The sequence below is a fragment of the Streptomyces sp. NPDC051105 genome (genome assembly GCF_040682795.1).
In the GTDB taxonomy this organism is placed as follows: Bacteria; Actinomycetota; Actinomycetes; order Streptomycetales; family Streptomycetaceae; genus Streptomyces.
Genome location: NZ_JBFBBR010000006.1, coordinates 466,485 through 483,299, shown reverse-complemented (window position 1 = coordinate 483,299; position 16,815 = coordinate 466,485). Strand labels below are relative to the sequence as shown.

Sequence of the window (16,815 nt, the reverse complement as noted above, 5' to 3'; positions counted from 1 at the left end):
CCCCGCGGCGCGCTATTGGGGGGCGCGGGGGTGTCGCCCCCGGGGGGGGGTCGGCGGGGCGCCGCGGCCCCCCCCCCCCCCACCGGGATCCTGAGGGCGGTTACCCGCCCGTCCTCACACCCCCACAGGGCAGGCGCCGTCGGGCAGTGCCGACGGGTTCCGGAGCGGAAGGGGAACGCTCACGGGCGCGGCCTCGGGGCCATCGTGGCAGGTGAAGCCGAGGCCCGCCATGGCCCGGGTGACTTCACCGCCGGTGAAGTCACGGCGGTCCTGCCCCGTAATGACCTGGCCCACCTGCTTGACGGGGTAGCGGCGGCGGCCGATGGTCACGGACGCGCCCGTGACCAGCTCGGGCTTGACGCCCTTCATCGAGGCCAGCACCCCGATCTTGGTCAGGTCGAACGGGTACCGGGCGATGACACAACGCATGATGCCTCCCAGGCATGACGGAAAGGAACTGACCCGGGCGGGGTGGATCAGCCGCGGACGGGAACAGGCCGGAGCCGGCTGCCGAGGACGTCCCGCAGGCGGATGCGGTCCGTGTACGTGGAACTGGCACGGAGAACGGCGAGCCGGGCCAGAGTGATCGAACCCGTGCTCTGGTCGTCCCCGTCGCACACCGTCAGGTACTCGACACGTGCACCCGCCATGACGGCCAGAGCCACCTCGACGGTCATGTCGTCACAGACCCGGGGCCCGTACCCTTCCATGCCGTCGACCACGGTCGTCGATGCGGGTTCCGCCGTGCGGCACTGCGTCTGCGTGGGCGTCAAAAATGCCTCCTGCGGTGCGGGTTGGTCGGCTTGGTGGCCATTGCGGCCTGGGGAGACCGCTGCGGCTCCGGGGTCGTGCTGGGCCTAGGCCGCCGAGTCGACGGCGGTGCGCCGCTCTGCCCTGCGGCGCACCGCCGCGCCGGCGGGCCGCCCCTGGCCGGTGCGGCCCTGGCCGGTGCGGCCCTGGCCGGTGCGGCCCTGACGGCCACGGGACGGGGAAGACGTGCGGCGGGGACGCTCCACGGCCGGAGCGGTGATGACGACCGGGACACCGGACGGCGCCTGGGCGCCGGTGATGCGGCTCAGCTCCGCCTCACCCGAGCGCACCGGAGTGATGCGTGGGGTGATGCCGGCCGAGGCCATCAGTCGGCTCATGTCGCGGCGCTGGCCGGGTGTCACCAGGGTGACGACGCTGCCGGACTCCCCCGCACGGGCCGTACGACCGCCACGGTGCAGGTAGTCCTTGTGGTCGCCGGGCGGATCCACGTTGACGACCAGGTCGAGGTTGTCGACATGGATGCCGCGGGCCGCGACGTTGGTGGCGACCAGCACCGTGACGTGACCGTCCTTGAACTGAGCCAGGGTCCGGGTGCGCTGCGGCTGGGACCTGCCACCGTGCAGGGCGGCGGCGCGGACGCCGCTGCTGAGGAGGTGCTTGGTCAAGCGGTCCACGGCGTGCTTGGTGTCCAGGAACATGATGACCCGGCCGTCCCGTGCCGCGATCTCGGTGGTCGTCCGGTGCTTGTCCGCGTCGTGCACGTGGAGTACGTGGTGCTCCATCGTGGTGACGGCACCGGCCGACGGGTCGACGGAGTGGACCACCGGGTCGGTCAGGTAGCGACGGACCAACAGGTCCACGTTACGGTCCAGGGTCGCCGAGAAGAGCATCCGCTGGCCCTCCGGCCGCACCTGGTCGAGCAGGGCGGTGACCTGGGGCATGAAGCCCATGTCGGTCATCTGGTCGGCCTCGTCCAGGACGGTGACGGCGACGTCCCGCAGTCGGCAGTCGCCCCGGTCGATCAGGTCCTTGAGCCGTCCCGGTGTCGCGACGACGACCTCGGCCCCGGCCCGCAGCGCACTCGCCTGCCTGCCGATCGACATTCCGCCGACCACGGTGGCCAGCCGCAGCCGGACGGCGCGGGCATACGGGGTGAGCGCGTCGGTGACCTGCTGGGCGAGTTCACGGGTGGGGACGAGGATCAGGGCCAGCGGCTCCCGTGGTTCGGCGCGCCGGCCTGCCGTGCGGGCCATTACCGCGAGGCCGAAGGCGAGCGTCTTGCCCGACCCGGTACGGCCACGACCGAGTACGTCACGGCCGGCCAGGGAGTTCGGCAGGGTCGCCGCCTGGATGGGGAACGGTACGGTCACGCCCTCGTGGCCGAGCGCGGCCAGCAACGGCGTCGGCATGGCGAGATCGGCGAACGACTCGACGGCGGGCAACGCCGGTGTGGTCGTCTCCGGCGGGGCGAACTCACCCTGTACGGCCCGCCGATTCCCGTTTCCCTTGGAGCGGCTCTGAGCACCGGAGCGGCCGCCGGCAGCACTTCCTCCGAAGCGGTCGTATGTGCGAGTTGTGCGTGTGCGAGTCGTGCGTGTGCGAGTTGTGCGTGCGCTGTTCATGGGGAACCTTCCTCGACGTGGGCGCGTATCAAGGAATTTCCGCAGTAAACGAACGGCGCAGAGAATCGCGAGAACGAGCCGAAAAAAAACAGGGCTGAATCGCCCTGAAAACGAAGCGAGCTGGGGCCCGCACCCCAAGGTGCGGGCCCCAGCTGCGAAGTATGCGTCAGTGCCGACGCGTCACGCGGGAACGATGTTCTCGGCCGTCGGGCCCTTCTGACCCTGCGCGATGTCGAACGACACCTTCTGGCCTTCCAGCAGCTCACGGAAGCCCTGGGCGGCGATGTTGGAGTAGTGGGCGAAGACGTCGGCGCCGCCGCCGTCCTGCTCGATGAAACCGAAGCCCTTTTCCGCGTTGAACCACTTCACGGTGCCAGTAGCCATTTTGTTTCTCCTTCGGAGACGGTGTCAGGAATACGCTCTGTGCGCTTTCCGTGTCGCCGTGATGATCAGCCGCCGGAAAAACAATTCTGGCAACCACACCTGCAACTGATACTGACAGTAGCACGCCGTGAGCGACCCCACGCGGTGAACAATTCCCGGCCGTCTCCCACCTCAGGAATATTTCTCGTGCGCCGTGTCGATATCTCACTTCCCGACCACAGGAATTGCTCTCCCGGGCCACACTGTTGCCGTCGAGTCTGTCCGTTCGCAGGGCCGTGACCTCCTTCGACGGCTTGGGCGCGGCTGCCGTGGCCATCGGCTGACGACATGCCGACGAACACGCCGAGACCCCAGCAGCGAGAGGAATGCCACACGGCGGTTCCGGCAGACCGGGAAGCGGTCCGGAACACGTTGGGCGACCCGGTGCTGGCGTGCCGCGTTGCCAGGGCGGAGCGCTGCTGGACCAGGCGGCCGGCGAGTCCGCACCCCTAATTGACGCGCTGTACGGGGCCCTGGCCTACATCGAGTCCTTCGCCGTAAAGGGCTGAAACCGGCACTGTGCGGCGAAGACCACGGAAGCGGAACTCGTCGCGGACACGGGTGAGCGGTTCGCGGACACGGGTGAGCGGTTCGCGGACACGGGTGAGCGGTTCGCGGACACGGGTGAGCGGTTCGCGGACACGGCTGTGCGGATCAGCGGGCGATCGAGATCGCGAACGGTGCGAATCCGCTGGACCGGATCACGTGCGGTACGAACAGGATCGCGGCCTCGGTAGCCCGCGCGGTCTCGATCCCGCCCAGGTCCGTGATCCACTCCTGGTGCCAGCCCAGGTCCACGAGAAGCCCGCGGACGATCTGCTTGGCCTCCGGGTCCTTGCCGGAGAGGAACGCGGTTGGCGTCTGGGTGAGCGTGGCGGGCGCGGTCATCACCGAGTGAAGCATCGTGTTGAGCGTCTTGACGACGCGCGTCTCGGGGAGCGCCTCCTGGAGTTGCTCCGCGAGGCTCGAGCCGGGGTAGAGCAGGTCGGCGGGCAGTCCGTCCGGTCCGTCGACGGTGGCGTTGGAGACGTCCACGAGGATCTTGCCCCGCAGCTCCGTGCGCAGTGCGACGAGCCGATCCAGAGAGCCCGCGCCCGGCGTGGCGTTGATGACGATCTGTGCTGTGCGGACGGCATCGGCGGCAGCGCCCGGCGAGCGGTCCGCCACGGTCACCTCGTGCCCGGCCCGGGTGAGGGCGGTGGCCAGACCGCCGCCGACGCGGCCGCCGCCGAGAACGGTGATGTTGCTCATGCTGAACCGGTCCTCCTGGTCTTTCTGTTTCTCGCGAGTGGTCAGGGGTGAGGGGTCAGCGGGAGAGCGTGGCGACCGCATCGGCGTGCACGCCGGATGCCGCGGCCAGGAAGCTCTCGCTCTCCGGGGTCCAGGGGCGGCCCTCGGCGTCGGAGACCCGTCCGCCGGCCTCCGCGACGAGCAGCGCCCCGGGAAGCAGGTCCGCGCGGGCCCCGGCGAACTGCCAGAAGGCGTCGATCCGGCCTGCGGCCACGTTCAGCAGGTGCAGGGTGGCGGGCACGGATGTCCGCACCACGAGCGCGTCGAGGAGCATCTCGGTGATCGAGGAACCGACGCGCCGTACGACCTTCTCGTCCTCGTCCGGCCTTGCCTGGCTCGTGGCCACGATGCCCAGGCCGAGGTCCGTGGTCCGGGACACGTGCAGCGGCCGATCATCGAGGTGGGCGCCGGCGCCGGTGAGCGCGGTGTAGGTCTCCCCGGTCAACGGCAGGTGGACCGCGGTGAGCACCGGCTGGTTCTCGCGCACCAGGGTGGCGGTCACCGCCCACTCCGGCAGGGCGTGCAGGTGGTTGACGTTGCCTTCGGCCGGGTCCACGACCCACCATTCGCCGGACGGCAGAGCACCGCCCGCCAGCTCGTCCTCCACCCAGCGGGCGTCCGGGCGCAGGGCTGTGAGGCGGGGGCGCAGGATGCCGAGAGCCGTGTCGTCGTTGGCGGCGAGCGCGCGCATCAGCTCTTCACGGCTCTGGTAGCGGACCACGTCGCCGAAGCGCTCCCGCAGCGCCGAGCCCGCAGCGCGCACGGCGATCGCGGTCTGTGCGAGCAGGTCGGCGTCGGAGGTGGCCGCGGAGTCGGCGGCTGCGGTACTACCGATGTTCTGAATCGACTCGGGCATGGCGGTACTCCCGTCTGAGCAAGGGTGATTGAGGCGGCGATCGAGGCGAGGCCAACCAGGCGGGAACCGGGTTCTGCTGCGCCCGCATCTCGAAGGTAGGAGCGACCATCGTTAACTTCAAGTGCATGTAAAGCACGACTAGGATGACTCCCATGCAATTGGATCTGAATCTGCTCGCCGCGCTCGACGCTCTCCTGGAGGAAGGCAGCGTGGCCGGCGCCGCCGACCGCCTGCACGTCACCGCCCCCGCGATGAGCCGCAGCCTCGGCCGGATCCGCCGCACGACGGGGGATCAGATCCTGGTACGCACAGGGCGCACGATGACCCCGACGCCGTACGCGATCGCCGTCCGGGAACAGGTGCACGACCTGCTCCAGCAGGTCCGGGGCGTGCTGGCGCCGAGCCGTGAACTCGACCTCGCATCGCTGGAGCGCACCTTCACCCTCCGCTGGCACGACGCACTCGTCGCCCTCAGCGGCCCTGCGCTTCTCGCTGCCGTGCGTGAGCAGGCACCGGGTGTGCGGCTGCGCTTCATCGCGGAATCGAGCATCGACACACCCGAGTTGCGCCGCGGCGAGGTCGACCTCGCCGCGAACGCGGACCGCCCGACCGCACCCGAGATCCGCGCCGACCGGGTGGCCGAGACACAGCACGTCATCGTCGTACGGCGGGGACACCCGCTCACCCGTGTCAAGGACGTCACCGCCGCGCGGTACGCCGCGGCCGAGCACATCACCGTCTCGCGGCGCGGAAGGCTCGGCAACGTGCTCGACGACGCTCTCGCGCGGCTGGACCTCACCCGACGCGTGGTGGCGACCGCGCCCACCGAAAGAGCCGCGTTCGACTTCGTGCGAGGCTCCGACCTCCTCGTCACGGGCCCCGAATCCACGGCGCGTTCGGCCGCCGCGGATCTCGGCCTGGTACTGCTCCCGCTCCCGCTCGACCTGCCGCCGGCCCCGGTGTACCTGTCATGGCATCAGCGCTATGACACCGACCCCGCACACATCTGGCTACGCGAGCTGGCACGGACCGCGCTGACCAGCGCGATGACGCGATGACGCGATGAGAGGACACGAGGGCAGAGGACGGACCCTCGGGATGTCAGGGGTTCGGCCGACCGCAGCAGGCCGCCGGGCCACCGCGAACCCGGAGACCGCACCACAGCGGACGGATGCGGTCGAGGCCATTCGGAGGCACTGCTGTGGCACCTGACGCGGGTGACTCGCACGCTGGACCCCGGATATGGACGACTCGCCGCGCGTCATGCGACGGCAGGGCCTTTCAGGAGGATCGTGTGACCGCTTCGTCGCCCGCCACCGACGCGCCGCCGGCCCGGTACGACGACCTGCGCGCCCTGGTGATCAACTGCACTCTCAAGCGTTCCCCGGAGACCAGCAACACCCAGGGGCTGATCGACCGCAGCACCGCCATCCTGGACGCACAGGGAGTGCAGGTCGACGTCGTCCGGGCCGTGGACCACGACATCGCGACCGGGGTCTGGCCCGACATGCGGGAGCACGGCTGGGAGACGGACGCCTGGCCCGACCTGTACCGGCAGGTCATGGCGGCCGACATCCTCGTGCTGGCCGGCCCCATCTGGCTCGGCGACAACAGCTCCGTGACGAAGCAGGTGATCGAACGCCTCTACGCCTGCTCCAGCCTGCTCAACGAAGCGGGCCAGTATGCCTATTACGGCCGGGTCGGCGGCTGCCTGATCACCGGCAACGAGGACGGCGTCAAGCACTGCGCCATGAACGTCCTCTACAGCCTCCAGCACCTGGGCTACACCATCCCTCCCCAGGCGGACGCCGGCTGGATCGGCGAGGCGGGCCCAGGGCCCTCCTACCTCGACCCCGGTTCCGGCGGCCCGGAGAACGACTTCACCAACCGCAACACCACCTTCATGACCTGGAACCTGCTCCACCTTGCCCGCGCGCTGAAGGACCTCGGGGGCATCCCCGCCTACGGCAACCAGCGCACGGCCTGGGACGCCGGCTGCCGCCACGACTACGAGAACCCCGAACACCGGTAGGGACACCAGTGGCCGGAGCAGCCGCGCGCAGCCCGAAAGCAGCGTCTCCGTACTGCGGCATCGCGCGACCGCCGGAACGGCGGTGCCGTGGATCAACCACCTGCGCGTCCCCACCTTCCTGTCCGGTCTGCTCCTGCTCGTCTGGTTCCCCCTCGTCTTCCGGCCTGCGGGCCCCTACCCCGGTGGCACCGGGCTGTCCTACGACGTCTACCTCGGCCGATGGCTCCTGATCACCGGCGTGCTCTTCGCGGCCTCCGCGGTCGCCTTCGCGGTGAGACTGCGCCGCGGGCGCCGGCCCGGCGACGACGAGAGCCGGCCCCCTGCCGGGCACGGCACAGCACCGTGACAACGGACGAGGACGATGTGTACGACGCCGACGAGGATCCCTACGCACTCGCCCTGCGCCCCGGCCGGGAACCGGTGTACCTGCGGCTGGACGAGGGGCGCCGCATCCGGATTCCCGTCCACCGCTGGCACGAGCAGCCCACGGCGGCCGACAACACGGTCCTGGAACGCTGCGCCGGCCCCGTCATCGACATCGGCTGCGGCCCGGGCCGCATGTGCAGAGCACTCCTGAGCCAGGGAGTCTTCGCCCTCGGGGTCGACATCACACCTCGCGCGGTCGCCCTGACCACCGCCGTGGCCATGCAATCGCAGTGGCGTGGGATGTCCTAGTCAGCGGCGACCGGCTCGGGTCGGACAGCCGGGACGTCGCGGACGCCGAGGCGCAGGTGTTCGACGTGGTAGAGGGCTTGGTCGAGGAGTTCGGCGACGTGGTTGTCGTAGAGGGCGTAGATGATCGAGCGTCCGTGGCGTTCGCCGGTGACCAGGCCGAGGTTGCGCAGCAGGCGTAGTTGGTGGGAGCAGGCTGAGGCTTCCATGCCGACGGCGTCGGCGAGGTCGCCGACTGAGCAGGGGCCTTCCTGGAGGCGGGCCAGGATATGCAGCCGGGAGGGCGTGGCGAGGGCCTGGAGGGTGGCGGCGACGTCGGCGGTGCCGACCGCATCGAGGCGCTCGCGGGTGGTGGCGCTGTTGGCTGTGGTGACGCGTCCGTGGCCCATGACCTCATCATACTGACGACATTTGAAGACCTGTTCACATGTTCCTGTACGGTGGAGGTATTGCTCCTGCCCGAGAAGGGTTGCTTTGTCATGTCTTCCGTCCTGGACCTGCGGCCGGTGCTGCCCACCGGCGCCCCGCGGCCTGTCCTGCCCCGGCGCCGCACGCGCGTGCTGGCGCTGGCCGAGGCCCGATGGGCGCTCGCAGCCCTGGTGCTGTTCCTGCTCGCCCTGCCCGTCTACCTGCTCGACGGGCCTGCGTGGTTGTGGGGAACGCTGTTCGCCGCAACCTATGCGAGCGGCGGCTGGGAGCCGGGCTTGGAGGGCCTGAAGGCCCTGAAGGCCAGGACGCTGGACGTGGACCTGCTGATGGTCGTCGCCGCCCTCGGGGCCGCCGCGATCGGGCAGATCCTCGACGGCGCGCTGCTGATCGTCATCTTCGCCACCTCCGGCGCCCTGGAAGCGATCGCCACCGTCCGCACCGCGGACTCCGTGCGCGGCCTGCTCGACCTCGCACCCTCAACCGCCACCCGGCGGCTCCCGGACGGCACCGAGGAGCGCATCGACACCGGGCGGCTGGCGCTGGACGACACCATCATGGTCCGCCCTGGCGAGCGGGTCGGCGCCGACGGCCGGGTCCTCGACGGGGCCAGCGACGTCGACCAGGCCACCATCACCGGCGAACCGCTGCCGGTGGCCAAGCAGGCCGGTGACGAGGTGTTCGCCGGCACCGTCAACGGAACCGGCGTCCTGCGCGTGAGGGTCGAGCGGGACCCGTCGGACTCGGTGATCGCCCGCATCGTGAGGATGGTCGAGGAAGCCTCCGAGACCAAGGCCCCCACCCAGTTGTTCATCGAGAAGGTCGAACAGCGCTACTCGATCGGCATGGTCCTGGCGACCCTCGCCGTGTTCGCCGTCCCGCTCGCCTTCGGCGACACGCTGCAGTCGGCGCTGCTACGGGCCATGACGTTCATGATCGTCGCCTCGCCGTGCGCGGTGGTCCTGTCCACCATGCCCCCGCTGCTCTCCGCGATCGCCAACGCGGGCCGCCGCGGCGTGCTCGCCAAGTCCGCCGTCGTCATGGAGCGCCTTGGGCAGATCGACACCGTGGCCCTGGACAAGACCGGCACCCTCACCGAAGGCACCCCCCGCGTCACCGACCTGCAGCCCCTGCCCGGCAGCGGCCTGGACGACGATGCGCTCCTTCGGCTGGCGGCTTCCGCCGAGCACCCCAGCGAGCACCCGCTGGCCCGCTCGGTGGTCACGGCCGCACGCGACAGGAACCTGCTCCTGGCCGAGGCCGACGACTTCATCTCCACCCCCGGACAGGGCGTCACCGCCACCGTCGACGGCCACACCGTCCAGGTCGGCTCGCCTGCCCATCTGCTCCCTGACACCTTCCCCGAGTCCCGCCGCAAGGCGGTGGCCGAGCTGGAGGACACCGGTCGTACCGCCGTGGTGGTGCTGCGCGACGGGGTGCCGGCGGGCGTGCTGGGGATCGCAGACCGGCTGCGCCCGGACGCGGCTGCCACCGTCGCCGCCCTCACCCGTCTCACCGGCCGCACCCCGGTGCTGCTGACCGGCGACAACGAGCGCGCCGCACGACGCCTGGCCGCCGAGGCCGGCATCACCGAGGTCCGTGCCGGGCTGCTCCCGCAGGACAAGGCGGCCGCGGTGAAGGAGTGGGAAGCCGAAGGGCATCGCGTGCTGGTCGTCGGCGACGGGGTCAACGACGCACCCGCGCTGGCCGCCGCGCACTCCGGGATCGCAATGGGCAAGGCCGGCTCCGACCTCGCCCTGGAGACCGCCGACGCCGTCGTCGTACGCGACGAACTGGCCGCCATCCCCTCCATCGTCCAGCTCTCGCGCACCGCACGCCGACTCGTCATACAGAACCTGTTCGTCGCCGGGGCCTTCATCACCGCCCTGGTCGTCTGGGACCTGATCGGCGCCCTTCCCCTACCGCTCGGCGTCGCGGGCCACGAGGGCTCCACCGTCATCGTCGGCCTCAACGGCCTGCGTTTGCTGCGCGAGGCCGCCTGGCCCCGACTCACCAAGGACACCGCGTGAGCAAACGCGCCCGCCGTGCCGCCACCGCGCCGGGGGCGGCGCAGCCCACCGTCACGGTCTGCCGCGGCTGCTGCTGCGGCACCCCCAAGACCCCCGGCCTCGACCACACCGCCCAACTCCGCGCCCTTCGCCAACAGCTGGCCGGCGTGGCGACCGTACGGGTCACCAACTGCCTGACCGCGTGCGAGCGCGCCAACGTCATCGTCGTCCAGCCTTCCGCCGAAGGCCGCAGCAACGGCGGCCGCCCCGTCTGGCTCGGCCTGGTCAACGACCCCGACGCCACGACCGACATCACCGCCTGGATCAGGGAGGGCGGACCAGGCCTCGCTGACCCGCCGACCATCCTCGATCTCTACGCCTTCCGCCCCTCGCGCCGCGTGCAAGGCGAACTCCACGACGAGTAGAGCGTGGTCACCGGCTGTCGGCGGCCCTGCGCACCTCGCTCCAGCCCCGGAAGGTCCGGCACCCGTCCGCAGACCTGAGCAGCAGCACGGCGGCCGCGTCGTGCATGGCCCGCCGCGCCTACATGCTGGACGGCGTGTCGAAGCTGGCGTTGACATCCTGCAGCGGTTGCAGGAGCCGCCCGATCTCGGCCCACTGCGGAGCATCCGGGTCGCGATGGCGCAGCCGGCGCAGGTGCCGCACGCCCAGCTCGCGAATTGCACGCTGCTCCGCCTTCGACAGCACGGGCGAGCGGTCTAGCGGCGCAGGTCGATAGGACACTGCCAGCCTCCCTCGGCGCCCACAGTCCGAACAGCCGTCGTCATCGCGCGGCTCCTCCCGCATGTCGTTCGGCGTGATCGCGGCGGCGAGCATCCGTACCCGCCAGGCGTGAATGTGGTCCATCCCGTTCTTCAGCTTCTCGGCGAGGTCCCGGCCGGAGAGGTGGATGTACCGCAAGGTCGTGTCGGTGTGGCGGTGCCCGGCGAACGAGGCGATGCGTGCACCTCCCAGCCCATCCGTGCCAGATCGGTCAGGCACAGATGCCGGGTGGTGTGGGTGGAAAACCGTTCGACACTGGCCGTCAGCGCGAGACGGCGCACCACCTTCGACCCCATCCACAGACTCAGCGGCTGACCTTGGTTGCGCCGCGACTCCGACAAGGAAAGCGGCCCCCGGGCCCGGCTGATCGCCGCCCGACGGGCGAGGTAGTCGGCCGGCAGCACGCCCGTCGGCGCGGAGTACGGCACCACACGCTCCAGCCGGTTCTTCGTCGTCTCCGCCCGCACCCGTACCGTCCGGTGTGCCGGATCCAGATCACTGATGCGCGGCAAGCACAACTCCTCCCGGCGCAGCGCAGCGTCGTAGGCGAGCGCCAGCATCACCCGGTTCCGCACCGGCTCACGCCGCGCGACCTCCAGCAGGTCCAGCCACTGCTGCTCACTCGGGATCCAGGGCAGCTTGGAAAACCGCGGCACCAGCCCCCGCTGACCACTCGGACGCCGACCAGGCGTGTACCGCCCGCGGCCCACCGGATTCGATTCGCGCAGCCCTTCCACTGACTGTGCCTGCGGCAGTAGACGCTCTTCGGTAACTCCGGTACGAACTGCGTGGCGGTCTCGCCCGGAGTCAGGGCACCAGGACGGTGCGCACGCCCGGGACCTCGGACGCGGTCCAGGCGCTTTCGACGTCTGCGAGGGGTACCGCCTCGGCGGTGACCGTGAGACCTCCGGCCTCGATCTCGTCGACGAGGGACGGCAGTTCCTCCAGGTACGTCCTCGTCGACACGGCGCCCTGGCCGTTGCCCTGGAGCCGGAAGTTCGCCGAGCGCAGTGCGACGGAGGGCAGTTCGATGGTGGGGCCGGCCATGGCGCCGATCTGGATCCAGTTCAGGGCGCGGCTGCGGTCGGCGCGGGCCTGGAGCAGTGCCATGATCGCCTCGCCGGCGGGCTTGCCCCAGAGGTAGTCGATGACCAGGTCGACCTCGGCGGCTTCCTTGGCCAGGGCCGCGGCGGTGGCGTCGGCGTCGTCGGTGAGCGCGACGGTCGCGTCCGCGCCGATTCCCGGCAGGGTTGCCAGGCGGCCCTGGTCGCGGCCGGCGCCGACGACCCGGCCCGCACCGAGGCGCTTGGCGACCTGGACGGCCATCCGGCCGGCGTTGCCGGTGGCGCCGAGGATCAGTACCGACTGGCCGGTCTCGATCGGGACGCGGCGGCGCAGCGCCACCCAGGACGACATGGCCGGGTTCATCGCCGCGGCGATCTTCACGGCGTCCGCGCCGTCGGGCAGCGGGATGCTGTGGCGGCTGTCGATGACGGTCCGGGTGGCCATCGGTCCGACGAGTTCGTCATCGGCGACGAAGTACACCAGGCGGCCGTCCGCGCGCCGGCCGACCCCGTCGACGCCGGGCACCATCGGCAGCTTGCCGGTGCTGGTGTAGTGGCTGCCGGACGCGCCGGTACGCACGCGGGGGTGCAGGCCCACCGCGAGGACGTCGACGAGTGCCTGGTCCTCGTCAGCCGGGGCGGGCAGGTCGAAGGGCTCGTAGCGGGGCGGGCTGCCGAACGAGCTGACGACGGCGGCGTGGATGTCCATGGAGGCACTCCTCAGACTTAGTACGCGACGCAAAGGTTTTGGTACGCGACCCAAATTAAATTAGTAGGTGTCACGTACCTTTGCAAGTAGAATCGGGATATGACGTCACCCCAGGACCCGCCGTCCCCGCACGCAACGCCGCCCCCAGGTGAGGACCTTGGGCTGGTCGACGCACTGGCCCAGCTGTCGTTCCTGGTGCAGAACGGCCTGGCCGAGATCGCGGGGCGGTACGACCTGTCGATCACCCAGACGCGGCTGCTCGGGATACTTCGGGACCGGGAACCGACCATGAACCAGCTGGGACGGCACCTCGGCCTCGACAAGTCCTCGATCACGGGCTTGGTGGACCGCGCACAGCGCCGGGGTCTGGTCACCCGCACCGCCAGTACCGTCGACCGCCGCTCGTTCCAGGTGTCGATCACCGACGCGGGCCGGCAGCTCGTGGAGCAGATCGCCGCGCAGTTCGCCGAGCGGATCGAGAGGTGTGCCGAGCCGCTGTCCGAAGCCGACCGGACGCGGCTGTCCCGGATGGCGACCCGGATCGTGACCGCCGACGCCCATGGCCGAGGCATCGACCCGCGCCCCACACCCCGCTGACCGGATTCCCTCAGACCGAGCTGCGCGGCACCGTCACCACGTGCTTACCCACGACGCCGCAGCGCTCGAACGCCTGGCGCGCCGCGGCGATGTCCGCGAGCGGGTACACACGGTCGATCACCGGGCGCAGTTAACCCGAGGTGACATGGCCGGCCACATAGGTCTGAGCCGAGGCGCTTTTCGGGGAGAAGAGTGCACCGTTCGCCGGAGCACCTACGGACGGAAGTGGCGCAGGGCCCGTGTCCTCGTTGGCATGCGGAGGGCTTTCGGGCTCAGCTGAGGAGACGTCACCGGTCGAGATCCCTGTACTCCGTCTCGGGCACGCCGATGTCCGAGAAGATGGCCCGCTCCTGCCACCCCATCAGTTCGGCGGCGCCCCCGTCGGTCTTCCGGTGGGCGCGGGCAAGTGCCATGAGGTGCGGGCTTCGCCGAGTCGGGTGGCCAGCATCTGATCCGTAACCCTGCCCTGCCCTGCCTCGTGCCGCCTTCACCTCCGCCCACTTCGCGACCGGAAATGACAGCGCCAACTGTGCCGCCGTCCGGGCCGTGCCGACGGAGAAGCCGGACCTGATGGGGCTGGCGGTGTACGGGCGCGGAACGCGGTGGACAAGGCGCTGAAGGGCGCACGGATGCATACGTGGCTGAATCTCCACAGCGAATGCGCAACTGCGGCACGGGTGCATTCGATTGGTGCGGAGTTGTCCTGATCGGAACTGCCGTGGCAATAGCTGTCGGTTTCCTATGCGGGGCTACATGTAGAGAAGCTGCCCTCAATTCGTGTGCATGCGCGCATGGATGAGCAGTCGACTGTTTCAACTGCCCTGCTGGGAGCAGTGAGCGACTGGATGCCGGGCACGCTCCGTGATTTGATCCTTCGCGCCGCCGGGATCGCGCCAAGGTGTCCGGAAACGGATGGCGCGGGCCTGCGGTCACGGCCCACCGGCTATCCCCAGCTTGGCCGCTCCCCCTTGTGGAACATCCATACGAAGGGCAGTTTCATCATGAACTCCGCTCCCCAGGTTCAGACCCTTGAAATCTCCGACGCCGAACTCGACACCGTTTCCGGCGGTCTGAGCCCGCAGGTCGGCATCACCGCCGGCCCCACGGCGATCAGCAGCTCGGACCTCGTGGCTCAGCTCGGCGCGGTCAAGGACGGGGTCCTGGACACCGTCGGCCAGTACCACCAGGTCGGCGTCACCGTCTCCTTCTGATCGCCGGATCGCGGGACTTCCTCATCGCGGGATCGCCGATACCGGCAGCCTGACCGCCGATCAGCGTCCACGGCGACAAGCCCCCTACCCGCAGGTCCTCGCGGGTAGGGGGCTTGACCATTTGGAGTTGCTCCTTCTTGTCCCGGGTCCTGTCGGGGATGTTGTCGAGCTGCTTGGGCAGTTTGGCCGCGTCGCCCGCGAGCCGAATGAAGCCGGCCGCTTCGAGGGTGACTCCTACCGCCTCCTTGTCCATCGCGGAGCGGCCCAGGTCCACGGCGTCGCAACCCGCGCCGGCCCCGGGGACCCAGCCACAGGCCATGAGGGCGACCTCACCAGCCACACCCCACGAGGGACCCTTCGCGGACCAGGCCGGAGCCGCTGATGACGCCCAGGTTGAACAGCCGGGTCAGCGACAGACGCAGGACTTGCCCACCTGGCACACGGAAGGCATCGGGTCCTGGCGAACGGTTCCCTTTCGTGCCGTGTACCGATCGCCGGGAAAACAGCGTCGGGGCGGCAACCTTCTCGTCCTCTGCGGCAACTGGGAACCGGAAGGCCGAGTCGAACTACCGGATGGACGGGCATGAGGGCAGCGAAACACGCCGCGCCGCAACCGTGGCGCGGGCGCGGACTGGTCATGGGCATTCCCTTGGCGCTGCTGGTCTTCGGTGTGCCGGCGTGCCGTCCCCGCGGGAGCGGAGCCGGTGTCAGGATCACCGACATCCACGGGGAGGGGCTGACCGTCGACGGCACCGCCGTGCAGCCGGAGGTCGCGCAAGCGACCGGCGTCCGGTTCGCCCGGCATTGACCAGCCCGCCGGTCAGCCTTCACCGCCCCGCAACCGAGCACGACCGCTGTTCGAATCCGGGCTGGACACTGTTAGGCTGCGCCCCCCGATGTTGTTAAACGTGCAACCAACGCGCACATCATTGCCAGGAGAGGGCGGCCGGGGGATGGTCCTCGATGACGCGTCCGCGGAGTTCCACGAGTTCTTCGAACGCCACTATGCCGAACTCGCACGTCTGGCACACCTCCTGACCGGTGAGACCGACGCGGCGGACGACCTCGCGGCGGATGCCCTGGTCGCCCTGTGGCAGCGCTGGGACCGGTTTCGGCAGGCCGACCACCCGATCGCCTACGCCCGCGGTGTGGTGGCCAACCTGGCGCGGGGACGGATCCGCAGCGCGGTGCGGGAGCGACGTCGGATCGCGCTGTTCTGGTCCCGCAGCCCCGAGAAGGTGGACGGGCCGGACGTGACGGCCGTACTGGACGTCCGCGCGGCGCTCGCCCGGCTGCCGTTCCGCAAGCGGGCCTGCGTGGTGCTGCGGCACGCCTTCGACCTGTCGGAGAAGGACACGGCGGTGGCGCTGGGCATATCGGTCGGCACGGTGAAGAGCCAGACCTCGAAGGGAATGGCCGAGCTGGAAAGGATACTGGGCGCACGAGCGTCCGGGGACCTGGTGGCAGGGAGGAGGAACCGGTGAACGAGGAGATCGCCCGTCAGCTGCGCGAGGCCGCCGAGGCCCACCGGCCCGACCGCGCGAGGATGCTGGCCCGGGTGCAACGCGGCATGGCCGGCCCCGCCGTCCGTCATCGCGCGCGGCCGTTCGCGAGGTCCTGGATCAGGGTCGCGCTCGCCGGGCTCGCCGCCACCGGCATCCTGGCGACCGGCGGCCTCGCCGTCGCCGCCATCGTCGCCACCTCGTCACCGTCGCCCACCGTGACCACGCCTGCCACCCCGTCCCCGACCGTCAGCTCCCCGCACCCGACATCGGCCCGCCCCACCCCTGTCGCGCCGGCCCCGGTCACCACCCCGGGCAGCTCACGCCCGACTCCGCCGACCGCCAGTCCATCACCATCCGCCGGCGAGAGCCAGAACGGACCGTTGTGGTCGACCGGCTCGGTGGATCCGCAGAGCACCGTCTACTGGACGCAGAGCAACCTCGTCCTCAAGACGACCCAGCCGCTCACCTCGCTCACGGTCGAGATCCGGATCGTGCAGAGCGGCGGGGTGAAGAACACCGGCACCTGGCAGACCCTGCCGAGTGATGACTTCACCGTCACCACCCAGGAGGCCGGCGGCACGCTGGTCTACCGCTGGGTCCTCAAGCCGGGCCTGACCGTGCCGGCCGGGAGCCATGAGTTCGCCGCGCAGTTCAACAACGGCACCGGCAGGCGCAGTGCCGCGGGCGACGGCTACCGCGTCGACGCGCAGGGTTCGGGCGGCTCCGCGTCGGTCCGGGGAGGGTTCGTCCCGACCCGGTGAAGGCCGGTGTGCGGCAAGGGGACGAGCCCTCTTGCCGCACAGCTCGGTGGTCGAGCAGACCTCAGTGAGGCGCTCCCGGTCGCC

General features: G+C 70.4%; 23 protein-coding genes and 2 pseudogenes. 12 read left to right on the top strand and 13 right to left on the bottom strand.

What is annotated here, in order from left to right:
- Positions 1-114: 114 nt before the first annotated feature.
- The 6 genes from AB0N16_RS18550 to AB0N16_RS18525 form a co-directional block, all read right to left on the bottom strand.
- Positions 115-429: an SCO5918 family protein gene (locus tag AB0N16_RS18550; RefSeq protein WP_365797857.1), complete on the bottom strand. Its 315-nt coding sequence runs from the start codon at positions 427-429 to the stop codon at positions 115-117.
- A gap of 47 nt (positions 430-476) precedes the next feature.
- Positions 477-710, bottom strand: a complete 234-nt coding sequence (locus AB0N16_RS18545; protein WP_365797912.1) for a CBS domain-containing protein — start codon at positions 708-710, stop codon at positions 477-479.
- 147 nt (positions 711-857) lie between these two features.
- On the bottom strand, positions 858-2,393 hold the full coding sequence (locus AB0N16_RS18540; protein ID WP_365797855.1) for a DEAD/DEAH box helicase: 1,536 nt from the start codon (positions 2,391-2,393) through the stop codon (positions 858-860).
- A 180-nt stretch (positions 2,394-2,573) separates the two neighbouring features.
- Positions 2,574-2,777: a cold-shock protein gene (locus AB0N16_RS18535; RefSeq protein WP_004986771.1), complete on the bottom strand. Its 204-nt coding sequence runs from the start codon at positions 2,775-2,777 to the stop codon at positions 2,574-2,576.
- Positions 2,778-3,470: 693 nt separating this feature from the next.
- Positions 3,471-4,067 carry an NAD(P)-binding domain-containing protein gene (locus AB0N16_RS18530; RefSeq protein ID WP_365797853.1) on the bottom strand — a complete coding sequence of 199 codons (597 nt, stop codon included), beginning with the start codon at positions 4,065-4,067 and terminating at the stop codon, positions 3,471-3,473.
- A 55-nt stretch (positions 4,068-4,122) separates the two neighbouring features.
- Positions 4,123-4,962, bottom strand: a complete 840-nt coding sequence (locus AB0N16_RS18525; protein WP_365797851.1) for a 3'(2'),5'-bisphosphate nucleotidase CysQ — start codon at positions 4,960-4,962, stop codon at positions 4,123-4,125.
- Between the two features lie 152 nt (positions 4,963-5,114).
- Between AB0N16_RS18525 and AB0N16_RS18520 the strand changes: the two genes are divergently transcribed.
- The 4 genes from AB0N16_RS18520 (at position 5,115) to AB0N16_RS18505 (ending at position 7,669) form a co-directional block, all read left to right on the top strand.
- Positions 5,115-6,020 carry a LysR family transcriptional regulator gene (locus AB0N16_RS18520; RefSeq protein ID WP_365797849.1) on the top strand — a complete coding sequence of 302 codons (906 nt, stop codon included), beginning with the start codon at positions 5,115-5,117 and terminating at the stop codon, positions 6,018-6,020.
- A gap of 236 nt (positions 6,021-6,256) precedes the next feature.
- Positions 6,257-6,994 carry a flavodoxin family protein gene (locus AB0N16_RS18515; RefSeq protein ID WP_365797847.1) on the top strand — a complete coding sequence of 246 codons (738 nt, stop codon included), beginning with the start codon at positions 6,257-6,259 and terminating at the stop codon, positions 6,992-6,994.
- 82 nt (positions 6,995-7,076) lie between these two features.
- Entirely contained in the window at positions 7,077-7,340 is a 264-nt protein-coding gene (locus tag AB0N16_RS18510) for a hypothetical protein (protein ID WP_365797845.1), read from the top strand.
- Positions 7,337-7,669: a class I SAM-dependent methyltransferase gene (locus AB0N16_RS18505; protein WP_365797843.1), complete on the top strand. Its 333-nt coding sequence runs from the start codon at positions 7,337-7,339 to the stop codon at positions 7,667-7,669. The genes AB0N16_RS18510 and AB0N16_RS18505 overlap by 4 nt, the downstream gene beginning before the upstream one ends.
- Here the strand turns inward: AB0N16_RS18505 and AB0N16_RS18500 are convergent.
- Positions 7,666-8,055, bottom strand: a complete 390-nt coding sequence (locus AB0N16_RS18500) for a metalloregulator ArsR/SmtB family transcription factor (RefSeq protein ID WP_365797841.1) — start codon at positions 8,053-8,055, stop codon at positions 7,666-7,668. The genes AB0N16_RS18505 and AB0N16_RS18500 overlap by 4 nt on opposite strands.
- A gap of 90 nt (positions 8,056-8,145) precedes the next feature.
- Between AB0N16_RS18500 and AB0N16_RS18495 the strand changes: the two genes are divergently transcribed.
- Together AB0N16_RS18495 and AB0N16_RS18490 are read left to right on the top strand one after the other, a co-directional pair.
- Positions 8,146-10,122 carry a heavy metal translocating P-type ATPase gene (locus AB0N16_RS18495; RefSeq protein ID WP_365797839.1) on the top strand — a complete coding sequence of 659 codons (1,977 nt, stop codon included), beginning with the start codon at positions 8,146-8,148 and terminating at the stop codon, positions 10,120-10,122.
- Complete coding sequence (locus AB0N16_RS18490) at positions 10,119-10,526, top strand: (2Fe-2S) ferredoxin domain-containing protein (protein ID WP_365797837.1); 408 nt, start codon at positions 10,119-10,121, stop codon at positions 10,524-10,526. Before AB0N16_RS18495 ends, AB0N16_RS18490 begins: the two co-directional genes overlap by 4 nt.
- Before the next feature lie 118 nt (positions 10,527-10,644).
- On the opposite strand, the gene AB0N16_RS18485 is transcribed toward AB0N16_RS18490, so the two are convergent.
- The 3 genes from AB0N16_RS18485 to AB0N16_RS18475 all read right to left on the bottom strand — a co-directional run bounded on the left by AB0N16_RS18485 (position 10,645) and on the right by AB0N16_RS18475 (position 12,657).
- Positions 10,645-11,022 carry a hypothetical protein gene (locus AB0N16_RS18485; protein ID WP_365797835.1) on the bottom strand — a complete coding sequence of 126 codons (378 nt, stop codon included), beginning with the start codon at positions 11,020-11,022 and terminating at the stop codon, positions 10,645-10,647.
- Positions 10,977-11,621 (bottom strand): site-specific integrase, encoded by a 645-nt coding sequence (locus AB0N16_RS18480; RefSeq protein WP_365797833.1) that lies wholly within the window; start codon positions 11,619-11,621, stop codon positions 10,977-10,979. Before AB0N16_RS18480 ends, AB0N16_RS18485 begins: the two co-directional genes overlap by 46 nt.
- A 70-nt stretch (positions 11,622-11,691) precedes the next feature.
- A complete protein-coding gene (locus AB0N16_RS18475; RefSeq protein WP_365797831.1) occupies positions 11,692-12,657 on the bottom strand; it encodes a zinc-binding alcohol dehydrogenase family protein in 966 nt (321 codons plus the stop codon).
- A gap of 99 nt (positions 12,658-12,756) precedes the next feature.
- Between AB0N16_RS18475 and AB0N16_RS18470 the strand changes: the two genes are divergently transcribed.
- Positions 12,757-13,254, top strand: a complete 498-nt coding sequence (locus AB0N16_RS18470; protein ID WP_365797830.1) for a MarR family transcriptional regulator — start codon at positions 12,757-12,759, stop codon at positions 13,252-13,254.
- A gap of 10 nt (positions 13,255-13,264) precedes the next feature.
- On the opposite strand, the pseudogene AB0N16_RS18465 reads toward AB0N16_RS18470, so the two are convergent.
- Together AB0N16_RS18465 and AB0N16_RS18460 are read right to left on the bottom strand one after the other, a co-directional pair.
- A pseudogene (locus AB0N16_RS18465) lies at positions 13,265-13,411 on the bottom strand (zinc-binding dehydrogenase); the annotation flags it as partial.
- Between the two features lie 130 nt (positions 13,412-13,541).
- Positions 13,542-13,667: a hypothetical protein gene (locus tag AB0N16_RS18460; RefSeq protein ID WP_365797829.1), complete on the bottom strand. Its 126-nt coding sequence runs from the start codon at positions 13,665-13,667 to the stop codon at positions 13,542-13,544.
- Between the two features lie 55 nt (positions 13,668-13,722).
- On the opposite strand from AB0N16_RS18460, the pseudogene AB0N16_RS18455 reads away from it, so the two are divergent.
- Positions 13,723-13,889, top strand: a pseudogene (locus AB0N16_RS18455) (DUF2000 family protein); the annotation flags it as partial.
- A gap of 366 nt (positions 13,890-14,255) precedes the next feature.
- Positions 14,256-14,465 carry a hypothetical protein gene (locus AB0N16_RS18450; RefSeq protein ID WP_365797911.1) on the top strand — a complete coding sequence of 70 codons (210 nt, stop codon included), beginning with the start codon at positions 14,256-14,258 and terminating at the stop codon, positions 14,463-14,465.
- On the opposite strand, the gene AB0N16_RS18445 is transcribed toward AB0N16_RS18450, so the two are convergent.
- The gene (locus AB0N16_RS18445) at positions 14,449-14,805 is read right to left on the bottom strand and encodes a hypothetical protein (protein WP_365797827.1); all 357 of its coding nucleotides are present in this window, start codon (positions 14,803-14,805) and stop codon (positions 14,449-14,451) included. The two genes, AB0N16_RS18450 and AB0N16_RS18445, sit on opposite strands and share 17 nt — an antisense overlap.
- A gap of 297 nt (positions 14,806-15,102) precedes the next feature.
- Here AB0N16_RS18445 and AB0N16_RS18440 point away from each other — a divergent pair, with 297 nt between their 5' ends.
- The 3 genes from AB0N16_RS18440 (at position 15,103) to AB0N16_RS18430 (ending at position 16,731) form a co-directional block, all read left to right on the top strand.
- Positions 15,103-15,273: a hypothetical protein gene (locus AB0N16_RS18440; protein ID WP_365797825.1), complete on the top strand. Its 171-nt coding sequence runs from the start codon at positions 15,103-15,105 to the stop codon at positions 15,271-15,273.
- Positions 15,274-15,418: 145 nt separating this feature from the next.
- Positions 15,419-15,949, top strand: coding sequence for a SigE family RNA polymerase sigma factor (locus AB0N16_RS18435; RefSeq protein WP_365797823.1), 531 nt, complete (start codon positions 15,419-15,421; stop codon positions 15,947-15,949).
- Positions 15,946-16,731 (top strand): hypothetical protein, encoded by a 786-nt coding sequence (locus tag AB0N16_RS18430; RefSeq protein ID WP_365797821.1) that lies wholly within the window; start codon positions 15,946-15,948, stop codon positions 16,729-16,731. Before AB0N16_RS18435 ends, AB0N16_RS18430 begins: the two co-directional genes overlap by 4 nt.
- Positions 16,732-16,815: the final 84 nt, after the last annotated feature.

What these genes read in the sequence shown, in the direction of transcription:
- AB0N16_RS18540 (WP_365797855.1), bottom strand. Translation starts at nt 2,393, where the DNA reads ATGAACAGCGCACGCACAACTCGCACACGCACGACTCGCACACGCACA.
- AB0N16_RS18470 (WP_365797830.1), top strand. Translation starts at nt 12,757, where the DNA reads ATGACGTCACCCCAGGACCCGCCGTCCCCGCACGCAACGCCGCCCCCA.
- AB0N16_RS18520 (WP_365797849.1), top strand. Translation starts at nt 5,115, where the DNA reads ATGCAATTGGATCTGAATCTGCTCGCCGCGCTCGACGCTCTCCTGGAG.
- AB0N16_RS18545 (WP_365797912.1), bottom strand. Translation starts at nt 710, where the DNA reads ATGGAAGGGTACGGGCCCCGGGTCTGTGACGACATGACCGTCGAGGTG.
- AB0N16_RS18550 (WP_365797857.1), bottom strand. Translation starts at nt 429, where the DNA reads ATGCGTTGTGTCATCGCCCGGTACCCGTTCGACCTGACCAAGATCGGG.
- AB0N16_RS18530 (WP_365797853.1), bottom strand. Translation starts at nt 4,067, where the DNA reads ATGAGCAACATCACCGTTCTCGGCGGCGGCCGCGTCGGCGGCGGTCTG.
- AB0N16_RS18460 (WP_365797829.1), bottom strand. Translation starts at nt 13,667, where the DNA reads ATGGCACTTGCCCGCGCCCACCGGAAGACCGACGGGGGCGCCGCCGAA.
- AB0N16_RS18500 (WP_365797841.1), bottom strand. Translation starts at nt 8,055, where the DNA reads ATGGGCCACGGACGCGTCACCACAGCCAACAGCGCCACCACCCGCGAG.
- AB0N16_RS18535 (WP_004986771.1), bottom strand. Translation starts at nt 2,777, where the DNA reads ATGGCTACTGGCACCGTGAAGTGGTTCAACGCGGAAAAGGGCTTCGGT.
- AB0N16_RS18525 (WP_365797851.1), bottom strand. Translation starts at nt 4,962, where the DNA reads ATGCCCGAGTCGATTCAGAACATCGGTAGTACCGCAGCCGCCGACTCC.
- AB0N16_RS18475 (WP_365797831.1), bottom strand. Translation starts at nt 12,657, where the DNA reads ATGGACATCCACGCCGCCGTCGTCAGCTCGTTCGGCAGCCCGCCCCGC.
- AB0N16_RS18495 (WP_365797839.1), top strand. Translation starts at nt 8,146, where the DNA reads ATGTCTTCCGTCCTGGACCTGCGGCCGGTGCTGCCCACCGGCGCCCCG.
- AB0N16_RS18435 (WP_365797823.1), top strand. Translation starts at nt 15,419, where the DNA reads ATGGTCCTCGATGACGCGTCCGCGGAGTTCCACGAGTTCTTCGAACGC.
- AB0N16_RS18450 (WP_365797911.1), top strand. Translation starts at nt 14,256, where the DNA reads ATGAACTCCGCTCCCCAGGTTCAGACCCTTGAAATCTCCGACGCCGAA.
- AB0N16_RS18440 (WP_365797825.1), top strand. Translation starts at nt 15,103, where the DNA reads ATGGGCATTCCCTTGGCGCTGCTGGTCTTCGGTGTGCCGGCGTGCCGT.